12 protein-coding genes are annotated in these 18,015 nt (G+C 55.4%); 9 read left to right on the top strand and 3 right to left on the bottom strand.

Going from position 1 to position 18,015, the window contains the following annotated elements; all coding sequences use genetic code 11:
* Positions 1-1,316 precede the first annotated feature (1,316 nt).
* The gene (locus tag BN3772_RS29995; RefSeq protein ID WP_042204422.1) at positions 1,317-2,333 is read right to left on the bottom strand and encodes a LacI family DNA-binding transcriptional regulator; all 1,017 of its coding nucleotides are present in this window, start codon (positions 2,331-2,333) and stop codon (positions 1,317-1,319) included.
* A 289-nt stretch (positions 2,334-2,622) separates the two neighbouring features.
* On the opposite strand from BN3772_RS29995, the gene BN3772_RS31465 reads away from it, so the two are divergent.
* Positions 2,623-7,545 carry a carbohydrate binding domain-containing protein gene (locus tag BN3772_RS31465; protein WP_244444877.1) on the top strand — a complete coding sequence of 1,641 codons (4,923 nt, stop codon included), beginning with the start codon at positions 2,623-2,625 and terminating at the stop codon, positions 7,543-7,545.
* A 157-nt stretch (positions 7,546-7,702) separates the two neighbouring features.
* Here BN3772_RS31465 and BN3772_RS29975 read toward each other — a convergent pair whose 3' ends face one another.
* Positions 7,703-8,260, bottom strand: a complete 558-nt coding sequence (locus tag BN3772_RS29975; RefSeq protein WP_042204420.1) for a GbsR/MarR family transcriptional regulator — start codon at positions 8,258-8,260, stop codon at positions 7,703-7,705.
* A gap of 256 nt (positions 8,261-8,516) precedes the next feature.
* Between BN3772_RS29975 and BN3772_RS29970 the strand changes: the two genes are divergently transcribed.
* From BN3772_RS29970 to BN3772_RS29935, 8 genes are all read left to right on the top strand, one after another.
* Entirely contained in the window at positions 8,517-9,716 is a 1,200-nt protein-coding gene (locus BN3772_RS29970) for a quaternary amine ABC transporter ATP-binding protein (RefSeq protein WP_042180531.1), read from the top strand.
* Positions 9,713-10,549 (top strand): ABC transporter permease, encoded by an 837-nt coding sequence (locus tag BN3772_RS29965; protein ID WP_042204417.1) that lies wholly within the window; start codon positions 9,713-9,715, stop codon positions 10,547-10,549. Before BN3772_RS29970 ends, BN3772_RS29965 begins: the two co-directional genes overlap by 4 nt.
* Before the next feature lie 26 nt (positions 10,550-10,575).
* Positions 10,576-11,451: a glycine betaine ABC transporter substrate-binding protein gene (locus BN3772_RS29960; RefSeq protein WP_042204415.1), complete on the top strand. Its 876-nt coding sequence runs from the start codon at positions 10,576-10,578 to the stop codon at positions 11,449-11,451.
* A gap of 235 nt (positions 11,452-11,686) precedes the next feature.
* A complete protein-coding gene (locus tag BN3772_RS29955) occupies positions 11,687-12,298 on the top strand; it encodes a TVP38/TMEM64 family protein (protein WP_042204414.1) in 612 nt (203 codons plus the stop codon).
* A gap of 482 nt (positions 12,299-12,780) precedes the next feature.
* Entirely contained in the window at positions 12,781-13,785 is a 1,005-nt protein-coding gene (gene yunB, locus BN3772_RS29950) for a sporulation protein YunB (RefSeq protein WP_086074830.1), read from the top strand.
* A gap of 117 nt (positions 13,786-13,902) precedes the next feature.
* Positions 13,903-15,432: a glycosyltransferase family protein gene (locus BN3772_RS29945; RefSeq protein ID WP_042204412.1), complete on the top strand. Its 1,530-nt coding sequence runs from the start codon at positions 13,903-13,905 to the stop codon at positions 15,430-15,432.
* Positions 15,429-16,706, top strand: a complete 1,278-nt coding sequence (locus BN3772_RS29940; protein ID WP_042204410.1) for a hypothetical protein — start codon at positions 15,429-15,431, stop codon at positions 16,704-16,706. Before BN3772_RS29945 ends, BN3772_RS29940 begins: the two co-directional genes overlap by 4 nt.
* On the top strand, positions 16,693-17,436 hold the full coding sequence (locus BN3772_RS29935; protein WP_042204407.1) for a glycosyltransferase: 744 nt from the start codon (positions 16,693-16,695) through the stop codon (positions 17,434-17,436). Before BN3772_RS29940 ends, BN3772_RS29935 begins: the two co-directional genes overlap by 14 nt.
* 204 nt (positions 17,437-17,640) lie before the next feature.
* On the opposite strand, the gene BN3772_RS29930 is transcribed toward BN3772_RS29935, so the two are convergent.
* The coding region (locus tag BN3772_RS29930) for a hypothetical protein (RefSeq protein ID WP_042204405.1) at positions 17,641-18,015 on the bottom strand (375 nt) is incomplete at its 5' end.

Here is an 18,015-nt window from a genome sequence, read left to right as displayed (position 1 = left end):
CTTGAGTCCTGCTATCCCGGCTCAGTTCTCCATGGTCCGCACTTGAGTCCCGCTATCCGAGCCAGTGCTCCAAGTCCCGGACTTGAGTCCCGCTATTCGAGTCAGCACTCTAAGTCCCGCGCCTGGGTCCCGCTCTCCAAACCCCGTATTCGCGCCCCGCTACCTGAGTCAGTTCTCCAAGTCCCGCCAGCCGAGTCCAGTCTCATGAGTCTCGCTTCCCCAAGTTCAGCCTCCCGTGCTTCCTCCCTCTTTTTCACTGTATAACCGAAAAATCATACCCGAAATCAGAAAAACGGCGCCTTGAATGCCTGTATGAAATGAGAGATTATATTATCGAAAACGTTTTCGGTTTTGGTGGTGAATCCGATTTGTTGAATTATGCTATTTTCGGAATTTGTATTGGTAATACACTCGAAATCATTCGGAGCTTGATAGTTGAGGCTGAAAGGGGGGCCGCTGCGAGGTATCCTGCACATACTGCTTGTGATATTTAGCAGGGGATGTAGAGAATGATTGACGGGATGATGTAAAGAAATTTTAAGCGCAGGATGTAAAGGCAGATTAACACATTATGTCAAAAATGAATGAAGGATAGCCTGCAGAAAGTTTGCAGAAAACCTGCAGATTTCAGATGTACACGTTGTAAAGTCTGGCTGTTATTCGGGGCGGGAAGATGTGAAGTTGAGCACGTTGTTCGGGAAGGCCGCAAAAGTGTGACGAGCAGACGGGGCACGCAGGTCACACAAGCTACACAAGTTGCACAGTTCACACAAATCACACAAATCACACAAGTTGCACAGGCCACACAAATCACACAGTTCGCACAAAATTTAGTTGGAAAATCGCCAGTTAATGCTGTGTTTTCGTGATCTTCAAAGTGATTAGCTGGAAAAAGTCCATCTAATTCGGTCCGTTTTGCCCCTTGACGGTGAAGTTTGAGGGATTAAGTGGAGTTTTTCCCACTAAAATGCTTTTTCGGGCCTTCACCAGTGAATTAAGTGGCGGATTTCCACTTAAGTGAGTTAGCGAGGGGAGTTAGCGGGCGGCCGCGTTGCGGTGGATTCGGTAACTAGGTGAAGAAGCCGCCGCGAAGCGCCAAATCCGCCCGCCAGGCACAGCGATGCAGAGTCTCGGGCGCCGAAGCCGCCGCGAAACGCCAAATCCGCCCGCCAGGCGCGGCGATGCTGCGGCTCGAGCGCAGCAGCCGCCGCCGCGAAACGCCAAATCCGCCCGCTAGGCGCGGCGATGCAGAGTCTCGGGCGCAGAAGCCGCCGCGAAACGCCAAATCCGCCCGTCAGGCGCGGCGATGCAGCGGCTCAGCTCCGCAGAGCGCTGCCGCAGGATTCGCGGATGATCAGTGCGGGCTCAACGACGAAGGAGCCGCCTTCGGACTGGTTGTTGATCAGGTCAAACAGCATGTGAGCGGCGAGTACACCCAGACGCTCTTTGTTCTGGCGGATGGTGGTCAGTGTAGGGCTGGTGTATTTGCAGGCCTCGATGTCATCACAGCCGATGACGGCCACATCCTCAGGAATCCGGAGGCCGTGCTCCTTCAAGGCCCGGATGGCACCGAGGGCCAGCAGATCGGAGGCGGCAAATACCGCCTTGGGCAGGGGGCCTCTTTCAATCAGCTGCTGCATAGCCGCATAGCCGCTTGGCTCAAAGAAGTCATCGCCATGGACGAACCAGCCGGGGTTAAGAGTCAGGCCGAAGCTCTCAATTGCCTTCATGTAGCCTGCCTCCCGCTGGCTGGAGATACCGGAATCGCCCGTGCTGCCAATGAATCCAAGCTCCCTGTGCCCGAGCAGATACAGATGCTCCACCACCTTGGAAGCAATCTGATAGTTATCCGACATCACGTAGCCTGACTTAGTGCCTTTTAGCTCCAGGTCAACGCCGATGCAGGGAATGGTGCTCATATCCAGGTCGTGGATGGCAGGCTCCATTTTTTCCCCGGAGATGATGACACAGCCGTCCACATGAAAATGAACACACCGGGAGTAGTAATCACCGCCGCTGACAAATTTTTCGTTGGAAAAGAAAATCAGATCGTAGCCGAGCACCCCCATCTGTTTCTTGAAGGAGTTCAGCACCTCGACGAAGAACGGGTGCGTAATTTCCACGTTGAGCTCACCGGCAAAAATGACACCGATCAGATTGGATTTTTTAGTAGCCAGCGTTTTAGCGGAATTCGAGGGGGAATACCCCGTCTGTTCAATGATTTCCAGAACTCTTTGCTTGGTTTTTTCGGAAACATCATTGTAGTTATTCATAATTTTCGAAACAGTGGATACGGATACCCCGGCCATTTCGGCAATTTTTTTGATATTCACGTGCATTAATTCCACCCTCCGCATGATAAGGGAACCAGACCAGAAGACGGGTAAACTGCCGGTTTCAACTGGTTTTATAGCCTTGTCCGGTACTCCATATAGTTACAGTTAAGTCTATTCAACTTCTCCGGGCAAGTCAACGGTTATTGCATCGCCAATACCAGTAAAGAGAAGAGATCCGGATACTGCCTATACTGTATTCAGATCAGGCAGAGAATGGACCGTACTACCGAAACCGATTTCGATTAGTTTGATCAGTGATTCCGTAATCTGAGGAGGAGAACAGAGGATGAAAAAGAACATTTCAGCGGCGCTTGCTGCCGTTGTATTGGCGGCAGGTCTGCTGTCGCCGATGGGGAGCGGAGCTGCGGAGGCAGCAACGGAGCCTTCGGCTACAATTGCTCCGCAGTCTGCTGTAACTGATGGATTGAAAGCGTTTACCGATATAAAGGCGGATCATTGGGCTGTCCAGTCACTGCAGCGCTGGGTAGGCATTGGCGTGATGAACGGCTACGGGGATGGAACGATCCGGCCGAATACACAGATTACGAAGGCAGAGTTCGCAGTCATCATGAATCGTCTGTTCAGCTATAAGACGGAGGCGTCTGCGCTTCCTGCCGATGCGGCAGGCAATCGCTGGTTCACAAGCGATATTGCCAAGGCAGTTGCCGCAGGGTATCTGAGTGCAGATGCGGACAATCTGATTCATCCGTCCGCAAAGCTGACCCGCGGCGAAGCTGCAGTGGCGCTGCAGAAGATTTTTCGTCTGGAAGCGGAAACACAGCCGGCGGTGTACACAGACCTGACGGCAGCAGGCAGTGAACTGGCCGGAGCGGTGTCGGCGCTTACTGCAGCAGGCTATGTGCAGGGCTATCCCGGGGGCTTATTCAAGCCAGACGGTGCCATCACCCGTGCTGAGCTGGCCCGGACTGCTGACCTGATGGTAGCGGGGCTGGTTACCTCTCCGGGGGAGGCTTCTCTGGGAACAGTAAAGGGGAATGTCGTACTTAGCAGTACCGATATTGTTTTGCAGAATACAGATATTGAAGGTAATCTCTATCTCACAGAGGGGATCGCTGAAGGAAATGCCACGCTGGACGGTGTGGATGTGGAAGGGATAACCTATGTCCGCGGCGGCGGGATACATTCGGTAAACCTGCAGAACAGTAAGCTCGGAAAAGTGGAAGTGTCAAAACCGGCCGGCAGCATCCGCCTGCACGCCGCGGGCAGCACTGCAACAGGGAGCGTATACCTGGGCTCCGGTGCAGTACTGGAGGAAGGGACGCTCACTGGAGCGGGCTTCACCGATGTCGGGATCGGCTCAGGCGTCAAAGAGGTCAGCCTGAAGGGGGATTTCAATACAGTCAGTACGGCGGACAGCACGACCGGCAGTCTGCTGCTGGGCTTCTCCGGTAAGCTGGCCAAGCTTCACCTGAGTACTCCAAGCATGATTGTGCTGGCAGATAACGCCCGGGTAGGAGAGCTCCTGCTTTCTGCCAACGCTTCGGGGACAGCTATTCAGGGCAACGGCAGCTTCGGGAAGGTAACCAATAATGCAGACGGCATTACGAGCGGCGGCGTTCCCGTTGCCAAAGGCAGCAGCAGTGAATTAAAGGCTGCTGCTCCGGTACTTGTAAGCGGAGGCTCCTCCGGCGCTACCGCATCGCCGGCACCTACTGCAACTGCGGCGCCGCAGCCCACGGCCACACCAACACCGACAGCCGGCATGTGGACAATGGTATGGAGCGACGAATTCAACGACGGCAGCATTGATCCGGAGAAGTGGACCTACGATCTGGGCGACGGTACTGCAGTCGGCAATCCCGGCTGGGGCAATAATGAGCTGGAATGGTACACCGACGATGAGAAGAATGTAAAAGAAGCAGACGGCAATCTGGTTATTACTGCACATAAGGAATCTGTAAACGGCAAGGAATATACCTCTTCGCGGATCAAGACCAAAGGGCTGTTCAGCAAAAAATACGGCAAATTCGAGATCCGGGCAAAAGCGCCGACCGGCAAAGGCCTGTGGCCGGCCATCTGGATGCTGCCGGAAAACTATGAGTATGGCAACTGGGCCGCTTCCGGTGAAATTGATATTATGGAGGGCTGGGGCAGCCGGCCGGACACCGTTGCCGGTACTATTCATTACGGCGGCTTCTGGCCGGATAATGTATATTCCGGCAAAGAATATGTGTTCCCGGATAACGAAACCATTGCCGGTTACCATACTTATTCCCTTGAATGGGAGCCGGGAGAGCTTCGCTGGTACGTAGACGGTGTATTGTACCAGACCAAAAATGACTGGTACAGCATCAGCGTCGGCCAGCCGGCTAACAATGCCTATCCGGCTCCGTTCAATCAGGAATTCCATCTCCTGATGAATCTAGCCGTAGGCGGCAACTTTGACGGCAATCCGACTCCGGAGACGGTGTTCCCGCAGTCGATGTCTGTCGATTATGTGCGTGTGTATGAGCTGACCGGCCGTGAATACCGTGAGCCGGTGCCTGTAACGATTGCGAAGGAGCCATATCCGGAGGGCTCGCTTGCTCCAACCGGAGACGGCAACCTCATTCATAACAACGGCTTCACCGAGCAGCGGGAAGGGGATGCCGGTATGGGCATTCCGAATACAGCGCACTGGGTTCTGTACAAGGAAGCCGGAGCTGCCGCAGAAGCAAGCCTGGAACCGGCCGGCGGGCAAAATTTCCTGAAGGTGGACATCAGCAGCGCCGGCGGTAATTCCTATTCGATCCAGCCGCAGGCTATTGTATCGCTGGCTAAAGGCAGATTCTACAAGCTCAGCTTCGATGCCAAAACGGATACGGAGCGGAGCATTAATGTCAGACTGACAGGCGGGGAGTCGCGCGGCTATCAGGCGTACTCGCCCGGACTCAAGGCCGAACTGATCGGAACGTTGACGCACTATGAAACGATGTTCCAGATGAAGGAGAATTCGGATATTGCAGCACGGGTTGAATTTAACCTGGGTACGAACACAGCTCCCGTATGGCTGGGTAATGCCCGCCTTACGGAGATCGACAATATCCCGTTCGAGCATGACAGCGCCAAAACGCCGCTGGGCAGCGGCAATCATCTGTACAACGGGACCTTTGATCTTGGAGGCGTTGACCGCCTTGGCTTCTGGCATGCCGCCGCATCCGGCGGAGCGGAAGTAAGCAGCGCCGTGGACGGCAATGGGCATCTGCAGCTGCAGATTGCAGGCAGCGGAGCTGAAGGAGCCGATGTACAGCTGCTGCAGAAAGGCATCTATCTGGTGAACGGCCAGGATTATATGCTTACCTTTGACGCGCAGGTCTCTGCCCCGCGGACAGCCGTAATCGAGCTGCTCAGTAAAGACGGTACGGTGTATGCCTCCAAGGAAGTGGAGTTTGCCGCTGGAGCGCAGGACATCACTGCCGAATTCAAGGGACTGGGCGGAGCCACCGACCATGAAGGACAGTTTGTCCTCCGTCTCGGCGGCGCAGCAGGCAACGTGCAGCTGGATAATTTCGTGTTGCTGCGGACCAGCACCTATTACGATCCGTCGCTTGTGTATTATCCGCTGGTGAACGGGGATTTCAGCTTCGGCTTCAGCAGCTGGGAACGCCTGCTGACCGAGCAGGGCGGACAGAGTGCGGCTGCGGTCACTGACGGGGCGGCCAAATTCAGCATAACCAATACCGGCAGCCAGAACTACTCAGTCATGCTGTTCCAGAACGGGCTGAAGGCATCAGCCGGAGCGGAATATGTCATTGAGTTTGATGCCAAGTCTACTGTCGCCCGTAAGATCGGCATTAACGTAGAGAATGCGTCCTATACCCCTTCCTTCACTAAGCTCATTGAGGTGACGCCGGAAGGCGCCCATTACACATACGAGTTCCGGCAGGGCATAAAGGATACACTTTCGCTGAAATTCCTCCTGGGCAAGGTGGACGGCGTCAGTATTGCGGATGCGCATGATGTCATTATTGATAATGTGAAATTCCAGATCAAAGGCGCCCCGGCCAAGCCGCAGGAGCTGCTTGCTGACAGCACCAATAACCGGACGGGACAGCCGGTCCAGCTACTCTTCACTGACAATGAAACCTGGCGGAGCAAGATTCAGGGGGTTAGAGTGAATGAAGCTGTACTCCCCCCTGCGCAATACAGTATTGAGCCCGGCGTGATTACGGTTAACGCCGCCGCTTTTCCGGCAGAAGGAAGCTATATCATTACCGTAGAAGCGGAAGGTTACGTCCCTGCGGCGGTAACGCAGGTGATTCTGGCCGGAGGCAGCAATCTGGTGGTGAACGGCTCGTTCACAAGCGGAACCGCCGGCTGGAATACGTGGTCCGGTGAAGGCGGAGCAGCCGTGTTAAGTGTAACGGATGGTACAGCCAATATTGACATCGGTGCAGCCGGAAGCCAGCTCTGGGCTAACCAGTTATTCCAGGAAGGTATCCAGCTGCAGGCCGGCAGAACCTATGAGCTTAGCTTCAAGGCCAAATCGACGGTGCCACGGCAGATTATTGTGGAATACAGCGGTACCTCCGCTGCCTCCCAGCAGGCAAAATTCGATATCACGGCTACCTGGGCGACTTACAGCGCGCAGTTTACCGTTGCTGACAACAGCCCGCTGAAGCTGAATTATCTGATCGGTGCCACAGCAGGCACGGACAAAACGGCTAACGGCACAGCGCATATCCTGTCACTGGACGATATCATAATTACGGAGGTGACTGGCGGCACGGCAAGCGGTACTTTGGATAACGGAGCCTTTGACGCAGCGAAGGGGCTGGAGGGCTGGACGCAGTATTTTGACGGAACCGGCTCTGCTCAGGCTGTTAACGGGGAACTGGCCGTCAGCCTTACCGGAACAGGCAATGCAAGCTATAGCGCACAGGTAGACTACGCTGACCTGAAGCTGGAACAGGGTACAACCTACCGGCTGACCTTCCAGGCCCGCTCTGATATTGACCGCCTGATTGAAGTAGCCATCGAACATAAGGGCGGTGATTATGCGAAGTATCTGCCTGCGGAGAGTGTCGCCTTGACCGGTGAAATGAAGGAATTCAGCTATACCTTCACCATGAGCGGCGGAACGGATACCTTGGCGCATGTGGTTTTCCTGATGGGGCTGATTACGGGCAACAGCCAGTCTACGAACACGGCAATCAGCGCCGGCAACCGGATTGTAATAGATAATGTTGTGCTCGAAGAGGTGTTGTAACAAGAGGACGGAGCCGGGCTGCGTTCAGGTTGGAGTCAAAAAAATACAAAAGGCCGCAGCCCTTAAAGGGACTGCGGCTCTTTGGCGTGCAGGGGGGGAAGTAACAGGGTACCAGTGTAATTTTTTCGGTGAAGGTAAGACATACTTTAATAAGCGTTTAGGTTTCTTTAGGGATCAGTTCAAAAATCTTGCCGGTTTCCAGCGCCTCAATCAGCTTCAGCAGCCAGCGGTAGTATTTGATTGCTTCCATAATCTTCTCTTCATCGTTTAACAAAAGACGCAGTATTTCGGCATTCTCCGCATATTCAGCCTGCATGTCCCTGATTTCGGTGAGTGATTTGGTTAAGGCGATCATATTGCCTTCAACCGCTTTTCTCCACTTGATCGAGAAGTAGTCGCTGAAGTTCTGATGCCAGTCGGGGACGACCTCGAACAGGTCCTTGCGTGTGCCTTTTCCCCATACTTTATCGATCATCTTCAGATCCAGCAGCGTGCGGACGCCTGTGCTCATGGAGGTCTTGCTCATTCCCATGGTGCGGCTCAATTCGTCCAGCGTTACCGGGCCTTCGTTAAAGTACATATAACCATATAAATGTCCGATAGACAGCGTTATTCCGTATAAATCCATGTTTTTGCCGATAGAATCAATCACCCGCTCGCGGGCCTTGCTGATTCTGTTTATCTGCTCGGGCTCAAGCCCTTCTAAATCGTTCATGGTGTCCCTCCTGAGGATTAGGCTGATAGACTGCAAACCTCTCAAATGTATTGTAAACAAATCCTCTTCAATAAGTAAAGAATGCACCTGAAACGAAATATGGAGAAAAACAGAGTATTCTTTATGTAAAGTACGTAAAGTTAAAACTGTACACTAAATTTTTAGCGTATACGGGCTTTGCGTCCTATTTCACAACTCCGCTACACTTATTGAGGAGCAACTGCCTGAATAACGAAAAGGGGAAAAGGAGGTCACCATGGCAATTATAGAGGTGAAACAACTAACCAAAGTATTCGGTAACGATGCAGGACGCGCCCTTCCATTATTGGAGCAGGGGTGGTCCAAAGAGAAGATTGCCCGTGAGGCCAAGCTGACCGTAGGGGTCAACAAAGCTGAATTCAGCATCAGTGAAGGTGAAATTTTTGTCATTATGGGCTTATCGGGGAGCGGCAAATCGACGCTTGTCCGGTTATTGAACCGTTTGATTGAGCCTACCGGCGGCCAGGTTCTATTTAAAGGCAAGGATGTAGTCCGGATGAGCTCTGAGGAGCTGCGGACGTTCCGGCGTAAAAATATCGGGATGGTATTCCAGAAGTTCGGCCTGTTTCCGCACCGCAGCGTGCTGGCCAATGCCGAATACGGACTTGAAGTACAGGGTGTAGACAAAAAAGAGCGCACCCGGCGTGCCATGGAGGCACTGGAGCTTGTCGGACTGAAGGGCTGGGAGAACCACCGCCCCGATCAGCTTAGCGGCGGGATGCAGCAGCGTGTGGGTCTGGCCAGAGGACTAGCCAATGATCCCGATATTCTGCTTATGGATGAAGCATTCAGTGCGCTTGACCCGCTGATCCGCAAGGATATGCAGCAGGAGCTGCTGGAGCTGCAGGCAAGAGTGAAGAAAACAATTGTGTTCATCACCCATGATCTGGACGAGGCGCTGCGTATCGGTGACCGGATAGCCCTGATGAAGGACGGTGTAATTGTACAGATCGGTACACCGGAGGAAATTCTGATTCAGCCGGCCAACAAGTATGTGGAGCGCTTCGTCGAGGACGTGGATTTGTCCAAGGTACTGACTGCGGCGCATGTAATGCGCCAGCCGGAAATGATCCGGCCGGAGCGCGGACCGCGTGTAGCCCTGCAGCTGATGCGGGACAGCGGCGTGTCCAGCCTGTATGTGGCGAATAATGAAATGAAGCTGCAGGGTGTTGTTACGGCAGACGATGCGGCTAGAGCGCTGAAGGAAAATCTCAGCATTCTGGAGGTTATGCAGCGGGAGATTCCCCGTGTGCGTCCGGAGACGCTGCTGAATGATCTGTTTGAGCTGATGTCGGCGACCCATCTGCCCGTTGCAGTGGTCGATGAGAATGACAGGCTGAAGGGGATCGTGATCAAAGGAGCCGTGCTGTCCGCACTTGCCGGCAATGCGGTTCCAGAAGGAGGTGCTTTGGTATGAACATACCCAAACTCCCTATAGGCCAGGGCATTGAATGGATTGAGGATTGGCTGATGACTTACTTCGGCCCGCTGTTCGACCTGATTCATGCAGTTATCGGCGGGATGGTGACCGGGATTGAAGCGGCGTTGACCTTTCTGCCGGCCATTGTACTGACCCTTATTATAGCTGCGCTTGCTTACTGGATCGGCAAATGGCGGATGGCGCTGTTTGCGGTGGTCGGGCTGCTCCTGATCGACAACCTCGGCTTGTGGAACCCGTCGATGCAATCGCTGGCGCTGGTGCTGACTGCCTCGGTGCTGGCCGTACTGATCGGCGTGCCGGTCGGTGTGTTATGCGCCCAGAGCAAGACCGTACAGAATATTGTTACGCCTGTGCTTGATTTCATGCAGACGATGCCGGCGTTTGTCTATCTGCTGCCGGCGGTATCCTTTTTCTCACTGGGCGTAGTGCCCGGGGTTATCGCTTCCATTATATTTGCGATTCCGCCGACGATCCGGCTGACCAATCTGGGTATCCGTCAGGTATCGGAGGAGCTGGTTGAGGCTGCAGATGCCTTCGGCTCCACATCAGGACAGAAGCTGTTCAAGCTTCAGCTGCCGATAGCAATGCCGACCATCATGGCCGGGATTAACCAGACGATTATGCTGTCGCTGTCCATGGTCGTTATCTCATCGATGATTGGCGCCCAGGGTGTAGGTGCATATGTCTACCGGGCCGTATCGCAGGCCAAGACCGGAGCAGGCTTTGAAGCCGGGATTGCGATTGTTATTATCGCCATTCTGCTTGACCGTCTGACCCAGAAGCTGTTCAAAACCAAGCAACAAAACTAATTAAACCATAGGAGTGTGAGTGATTGATGAAGAAGAAAAGCATAGGATTACTGTTGACTGTTCTGCTGGTGGTGGCTGCTTTAGCCGGATGCTCGTCCGGATCAGGCGGTAACAAGACGGTGAAGCTGGCTTATGTGGCCTGGGACTCAGAGATTGCAAGCACTTATGTTGTAAAAGAAGTCCTTGAATCGAAGCTCGACATGTCTGTAGAAATGCTGCAGGTCGATGCCGGCCCGATGTGGGCTGGTATTGCTGACGGAAGTGCAGATGCGATGGTTGCCGCCTGGCTGCCGAGCACACATGCATCCTACCTGGAACAATACGGCAGCAAGCTTGAAGATCTGGGCCCCAACCTGGACGGAACCAAAACCGGACTTGCCGTTCCAACCTACATGGATATTAACTCTATCGAGGATCTGAACAATGCGGAGCTGGCGGGAACGCTGCAGAACCGGATCGTCGGCATTGAGCCGGGAGCAGGCATTATGATGGCTACCGAGAAGGCGATTGAGGCGTACGGCTTGAGTGATTATACACTGCTTGAAAGCTCGTCCGCAGCCATGGTTCAGGAGCTGGAGAAGTCTTATCAGAACAATCAGCCTATTGTTGTGACCGGATGGACCCCGCACTGGATGTTTGCCAACATGGACCTGAAATATCTGGAAGACCCGCAGGCTGTATACGGCGGGGCTGAACAGATTCATACTATGGTACGTACAGGCCTGAATGAGGATATGCCTGAGGTATACAGCTTCCTGGACCAGTTCAACTGGACTCCTGAGGATATGGAGCAGGTTATGGTTGATATTGCAGGCGGCCAGTCACCGGAGGACGCGGCAAAAAAATGGGTCGATGGGCATGAGGAGCAGGTCAATGCCTGGATCGCTTCTGCTCATGAATAGCTGATAAGAAGCAGGAGAGACTTTTGCAGCAGTAAATAATGTGTGCTATGATGAAAAGAACATATGGCTACAAAACTGTAATGTTTCAGCCGATGATTGTTCTTTACATACAAGTTCATACGTAATTATTATCTGTAATAAACACCCCGTAAGGGGTGTTTTTCTTGAACTCTGACAAATCATTATGAATACTTAGCGGAGCTGATTCAGCAGTGCCGGGAAAGGAGACAGCTCCATGACAGAAATGATTAACGGCTGGATTGACTGGCTGCTGCAGAGTATGGGCTTAAGCGGGCCTTATATTTTGCTGGCGACAGTCCCGCTAACACTGCTGCAAAGCCTCTTCGGATTTTTTCCGCTTGCTATACTGATTGTGCTTCATGTATCCGAGTTCAATATCATCGGAGGTATGCTGGTCAGCTGGATGGCCTGCAATCTGGGTTCGATCCTCATCTATTTCCTGTTCCGCAGATACTTGTACGGCTGGTTTGACCGCAAATGGAGATCCAAGCTGAAGCGTTACGACAAGTGGCAGCGTTACCTGGACCGGTACGGCATCTGGACGCTGGTGCTGCTGCGTACAGTTCCCATTATGCCCAGCAATATTATTAATTTTATGGCCGCGGTTTCCCCGATTAAGGTGTCCGCTTATATCTGGGGCACGGTGCTCGGCAACCTGTCCTATATCTGGCTGTTCGGGACGATCGGTTCTTCACTGATCGTTCCGCGCGAGGAATGGAGCGGATTCCTGGGCTGGTATGCGGTATTTATCGCTGTTCTGCTGGCAGTCTTTGTACGGCGCCACTGGGGTCATCTGCAGGAGGATAAGCGCAGCAGGATGCAGTAGGAAGCATCGGGTAAAGACGGATTAACGTTCGCTGCGGGCACCCTGAAGGTGTAAAAGAGAATATTATACGAGTAGGAACGCTTTTCACAGTGACGGCACTGGGAGGGCGTTCTTCTTTTTTGTCCTATGCCTGAATACCCTATAGTAATTGGCAGCGGCTTGGCCGCAGGGATACCGGGAGGGGACAGAAAAGCATGGGCAGAATTCGGAAATGGGGAGGCCGGCGGGCAGCGCTGCCGGGTCTGCGCCGCCTGGGCCGTCTGCGGCTGCCGCGGATCAGCGGGGGCGGCCTGCCGCGGCCTGCCGGGCGGAGTGCGTCCTTTAAGGCGAGGCCCTCACGGGCAGGCATAGAACAGCCTGCCGGACGCAGTGCGGGCTTCAAGGCTAAGCCGGCACGGACGGGACTGTGGTGGCCGGCGGGAAGGAAAACGCGCCGCGTGCAGGGAAGCTTGTACGAGGGGAGTACTCCGTCCGGCTCGTGGATGCCGGGCAGCAGCCGGAGCACAGGGACGTTGTCCGCAGTGCAGGGAAGTGCTGGAGGTATTAAGGGCAGAGGAAGGCTGTTCGGCCGGAACAGCGGTAACGGAAGTGCGGGTCCGGCCCGTCCGCGCAGGCGGGGACGCTTCTGGCTTATTCTTAGCCTGGTTCTGGCTATCGGAGTGCTGCAGGGTCTGCGGTATGTAGAGCAGCATCTGCGTCCGCCGATCATTCATCTGGCCCAGATCCGTGTTAAGCAGATTGCTACCGAATCCATTAATAAGGCTATTACCTCCCAGGTTGCGGATGGCGGAGATGCGGAGGCGCTGATCGACTGGAAAACAGACAATAACGGCAAAATTTCAGGCTTCATGCTCAACTACAGGGAGCATATGCGGATAACCTCGCAGGCGGCGGAGGTTATCCAGAGCACACTGCAGGAGCTGCACAACCGGACAGAGCATATTCCGCTGGGCCAGGCGCTGGATAGCCCGCTGATCGCCTCATTCGGGCCTGACGTGCCGATCAAGATTGAGCCGCAGGGGGCAGTCAAGGTAGAGCTCAATACCCGCCAGAAAAATGCGGGGATCAATATGATTCTTGTCGAGGTATATATTCATATCGTCACCGAGGTTGCGGTTGTTGTTCCTTTTGACATGGAGCCGCAGGTGGTTGATACGGAGATTCCGGTGTCCTACCTGATGGTGGTCGGCGATGTGCCGATGTATTATTACGACAATCAGGGCAACCCTGTCGGGGATAACGGCAGCAGTGCACCTGGCATCGCCATCCCGGCTCCGGGCCAGAGCGCAGATAAGAACGGAGCAGCGGACAGCGGCGCAGGCGGGGGAGCAGGTAACAGCTCCGGCACAGGCAGCGGCGCCGGCAACAGCGGGAAGGAGGTACCTTCAGGCAACGCCGGGGCTCCGTCTTCGGGGGCAGACAATGCTGCCGGCGGGGGCAATGCAGCGGACAGCGGCGGCAATGCCGGAGGTGGAGCCGGGGAATAGCAGTGTGGCAGCGGATCAGCCTGACTCAGGGGAGATGGAATGAAATAGGAATAACGCCGAAGCCGGCTCATACACTATAGGTAGCAAAGTTTTTATCTGATGGAGTGTGAAACGGGAATGTCTTATAATGCTGAGGCTAAAGCGGATGCGGTCAGTCCGGAACGGCTGGCTGGAAGATACAGTTACCTTGAGCGGGAAGGGCTGCTGCCGCTGCCGACCAGGGACGGTGTGACGATTATAGTAGAGCTTGCGCATAAGGAGTGGGCGGAAGAATGCCTGAAACGGCTGCTGCTGTATTCCGGTCCTGCTGTCCGCCTGACAGGAGTGGTGATGAAGGAGGACTTTCCGCTGGAACCGCTGCTGGAGCAGCTCTCTGCAGAGACAGAGCTGTCCTTTCTTCCTTATGAGCGCGGAAATTACCGGACCAATGAGGCCTTGGCAGATGCCCGGACCTCTTTTGTCGTACTGGTGGAGGATCGGGTAATGGTCACTCCGGGGTGGCTTGGCGAGCTGCTGTGGCCGGCCATTGATGATCCGGCAGCCTATGTTACAGCACCTTGCTCCGCAGCGGAGGAACAGGAGGGCAGGGCAGTGCTGCGTTTTGGCAATGATCTTGAACTGTCCGCTTATGTCAATCACCAGCTGAGCCGCTTCCGTGGAGAATGGCAGGAGGTCCAGGTGCTGAGCGGGCCCTGCCTGATCATTACCCGTGACATCCTGCAGCGGACCGGCGGGCTGGATGCCTCGCTCGGTGAGCGGCGGTACATCATTGCCGACTGGTGTCTGCGCGCCCGCCAGCTGGGTGCAAGGCTTGCGCTCAGCAGCGCGTCGTATGTTCATGTCCTTCAGCCGCTGGAAGGCAACACCGGATACACGGATGGCGGAGAACAGGCTGCATACGCTGAAGCGGGGCGGGCTTATTGTGCCAAATGGGGACTTCCGGATGAACGGCTGGGGGAAGCCGGGCTGCCGGTTCCGGGGGAGCTGTCTGCACTAGAACGGCAGCCGGCAATACCGCTGGGCAGAACAGCCGCAGCGCTGCCGCTTGTGACGGCGGTAGTGTATTTTGAAGACAAATGGCCGGCTGCGGCATCAATGCAGCGCCAGCTTTTGCTGCAGGCGCAGCAGAGCTACGGGAATATACGCTGGGTCAGTGTACGGGACAGCTGGGCGGATACCTCGCCTGATTTTCCTGTCCATGAACAGGATACCGTTATCACGGTGCAGGGGGAGAAGCTGTGGCTGCATGCACTTGAGAGCTTCTCTGCCATGTACCAAAGCGAAGTGACGGTCTACTTGTCCGCATCCGTTAGCTATGACAGTGAATATGTAACCCGGATTGTGAAGGCTCTGCAGCATAGCACTGCCGCTTTAATCGTCAGCGCAGCGCCGGGACTTGCAGAATCCGAGCTGCCAAGCTACCCGGAACGGGGCGCAGCGGCAGTGCTGCCGCTTGAGCGAACTGCACACCGGGGAGGTATTATGCCGGGCCGCATTGTCAAAAGGGAGTCCTCCCGCCGCAGTCTTCTGCTCTGTCCGGGTCCGGAGCTGGCGGTAGGCTACATAGCAGGGGGACCTGCTTCGGGAGCCGGTGGCTCCGTGAATGATAATCTGCCTTCTGACGGAGAGGGGGGGACACGAAAGTGAACTATATCATTTTCAGCGGCGTCTCCTGGGAAGCATACAGCTACAAAAGACTGCTGGACGTTTTGCCTGAGCGGGAGGATATTGTTTTTGCAGGGACAATGAGTTCCTCCGAGCAGGCGGAGAGCGGCATCCGTTCCCTGTCTCTGGAAGAAATCTATAGGCTCCCGGTAAAAGATTTCACGGTGCTGGTCTCCTCACCCTATTGGCTGCAGGATGTGCTGGCACTGTCGCCGGCATTTGTGGTGGCTCTGCTGGAGCACTGTCCTGAAGGGGAAGACGGCAGCTTGTGGGATAAATACAGCGGATTGCTGGCTGCACAAGCCGATCTGACGGCAACGGCCTCGGAGCGGCTGTATCTGGAGCAGCTGCTGAGCCGGAGCGGTGTTGTCTATCTCAGCGGGGACAGTCCGTTGTCCTACGGGCTGATCCGCAGGGGAGAACGGCTGTATTTTCTGGCGGATTATGAGGCGGTCTGGAAAAGAGCGCTTGAGGAGCTGTGGCATCCGCAGGATAAGGCTGCTGATGTGGAGCCGTGGGCCGCAATTCAGCTCAGGCACCGGGCTGAGTATTATCTGTCCATGTGTACGAAGCTGCCAAAGCAGCCTACGGTGCATTATCTGGCTGCGTCTTATCTGTATTTGCTCGGAGATGAGCGTGCGGCGCAGCTGCTGACCCGTTCCTTCGAGCTGATGCTGCTCCATGACTACACGGATTGCCTGCACTCGCATTACCGTTTTTTTTCAGCAATGGAAGCGAAGCGCGGCAATCTGGAGCTGGCTGTCCGCCAGTATGAGATTACTGCGTTCACTGCAGAAGAACGGGCGGTATCGGAGCAGCTGCAACACTGGCTGGACAGCGGCCGGCGTGAACTGGTGCAGGCGGAGCTCTACCGGCTGAATGAGGACGGGGCTGCAGCCATACGTCTGCTGGAAGGAGCGGCAGATCCGGAGGCCAGGTCCCTGCTGCTGCTTAATTATACGGATACTTTTCAATGGGAAAAAGCACTCCGGCTGCAGCAGGAGCCCGAAAACACAGCCGGTGACCCGGCTGCAGCGGTGCTCCAGGGAAGCGGGGCGGCCATCTCCATCCTCCAGCAGATTCCGGTAATGGAAGGGACGCTGTATCTGCTGTACGGAAAAAGGCACGCGGCGATCCGCAGCTTCCTGCGGGCGGCCGGGGCGGATCAGGGAGCCCGGGCGCTTTTTGCGGAAATGGCTGATCTGGAGGAGGCAGTCGGACGATTAAGGGGGAGAATGGCAGATGATGAGGTCTAGACCGCTGCGCAAAGCCTCCGGGAACCGGCTGACCGCAATGATGCAGGTTCGCAACGAGGCCGGGCGTTATCTGGAGCAGGTGCTGGAGGAGCTAAGCGATTTCGTGGATGAAATCGTCATTGTTGATGACGGCAGTACGGACGGCACGGCACGGCTGTGCCAATCTTTTGCCAAGGTAACGAAGCTGGTGACGCTGGAGAGTCCGCTGTTCAGCCGGGAATGGGAGCTGCGGCAGACGCTGTGGGAGCTCGCGCTATCCACCGGGCCCGACTGGCTGCTGTCTGTGGATGCTGACGAGTTCTATGAAGAAGCGGCAAAGCGGGAGATGCGCCGGCTGATCGATCAGGATGTGTACGACTGGGTAGGCTTCCGGCTGTACGATTTCTGGGGCGGCACCACCCATTACCGTGAAGATGAGCACTGGAATATCCACACGAAGCATACCCGTACGCTGGTCCGCTATTTGCCGGATTTTCATTATTTTACACCGCGGATGGATCATCATGTGCCCCGGCTTCCGCTGTCTTATGCGGTATTGCCCGGTTTTCTGGCTGAGCTGCGGGTGAAGCATTACGGCTGGGCGCTATCCCCGGAGGAACTGCGGCGTAAATACGAGCGCTACATGGACTTGGACCCCGAAGGCCGGTGGGGCAGCCTGGAGCAGTACCGCTCCATTCTGGATGAGCATCCGCGGCTGGTGGAGTGGCAGGGGAAAGGTAATTCCTACTAAAAGCCTATCAAGTGTTTATTTCGGGAAATTCTATAGCAGTATAAGAATAAGGCTGCCGGGTACGCTGGATTGAGGCTATGATCATACATTAACCAGATAGTGAAGCTAGGGGGCGGCCAGCCCGCTCCCCATCCCATAGACAGCTAAGTGAACCCGCGGGGAGCCTGCTGTATACCCGTTCCGGCGGTATAAGAGTTGTACCGCTCATAACGGTTCAGCAGGAGCCGTGTCCGGCTGCGTCACACGTCCGGCCTCGCGGATGGCGGACCGCACCAGCAGCAGCCGGGGAATACTGCCGGCGGGCATATGCCCCTTCTCTGTACAGGCTGCTGCCAGCTGCAGCCTGTAATAGGCAAGGCCGGTGAGCAGGGCCTTGCCTCCCGGGCCGCGCAGCGCTTGTTCAGCTGCGGAATCAAGCAGGGGCTGCCTGCCGCAGGAGCTGGCTACGGCTGCATACAGCAGCCACTCCGCCGGGCCGGCAGGCGTGTTGTACCGGTGCTCCTGTTCATCGTAGATGGAGCACCACTGCTCCTGCACAGCGGCCGGTGCCTGCAGCAGGCCGCCGAGCAGCGGCTGCGG

Source organism: Paenibacillus camerounensis (genome assembly GCF_000723885.1).
In the GTDB taxonomy this organism is placed as follows: Bacteria; Bacillota; Bacilli; order Paenibacillales; family Paenibacillaceae; genus Paenibacillus_AQ; species Paenibacillus_AQ camerounensis.
The sequence above is the reverse complement of the archived record's forward strand: the minus strand, read 5'-3'. Positions and strand labels throughout refer to the sequence as shown.

Bases quoted from the DNA above. Each gene is read 5' to 3' on its own strand.
- BN3772_RS31465 (WP_244444877.1), top strand. From the start codon at position 2,623: ATGAAAAAGAACATTTCAGCGGCGCTTGCTGCCGTTGTATTGGCGGCA.
- BN3772_RS29975 (WP_042204420.1), bottom strand. From the start codon at position 8,260: ATGAACGATTTAGAAGGGCTTGAGCCCGAGCAGATAAACAGAATCAGC.
- BN3772_RS29970 (WP_042180531.1), top strand. From the start codon at position 8,517: ATGGCAATTATAGAGGTGAAACAACTAACCAAAGTATTCGGTAACGAT.
- BN3772_RS29965 (WP_042204417.1), top strand. From the start codon at position 9,713: ATGAACATACCCAAACTCCCTATAGGCCAGGGCATTGAATGGATTGAG.
- BN3772_RS29960 (WP_042204415.1), top strand. From the start codon at position 10,576: ATGAAGAAGAAAAGCATAGGATTACTGTTGACTGTTCTGCTGGTGGTG.
- BN3772_RS29955 (WP_042204414.1), top strand. From the start codon at position 11,687: ATGACAGAAATGATTAACGGCTGGATTGACTGGCTGCTGCAGAGTATG.
- yunB (WP_086074830.1), top strand. From the start codon at position 12,781: ATGCCGGGCAGCAGCCGGAGCACAGGGACGTTGTCCGCAGTGCAGGGA.
- BN3772_RS29945 (WP_042204412.1), top strand. From the start codon at position 13,903: ATGTCTTATAATGCTGAGGCTAAAGCGGATGCGGTCAGTCCGGAACGG.
- BN3772_RS29935 (WP_042204407.1), top strand. From the start codon at position 16,693: ATGATGAGGTCTAGACCGCTGCGCAAAGCCTCCGGGAACCGGCTGACC.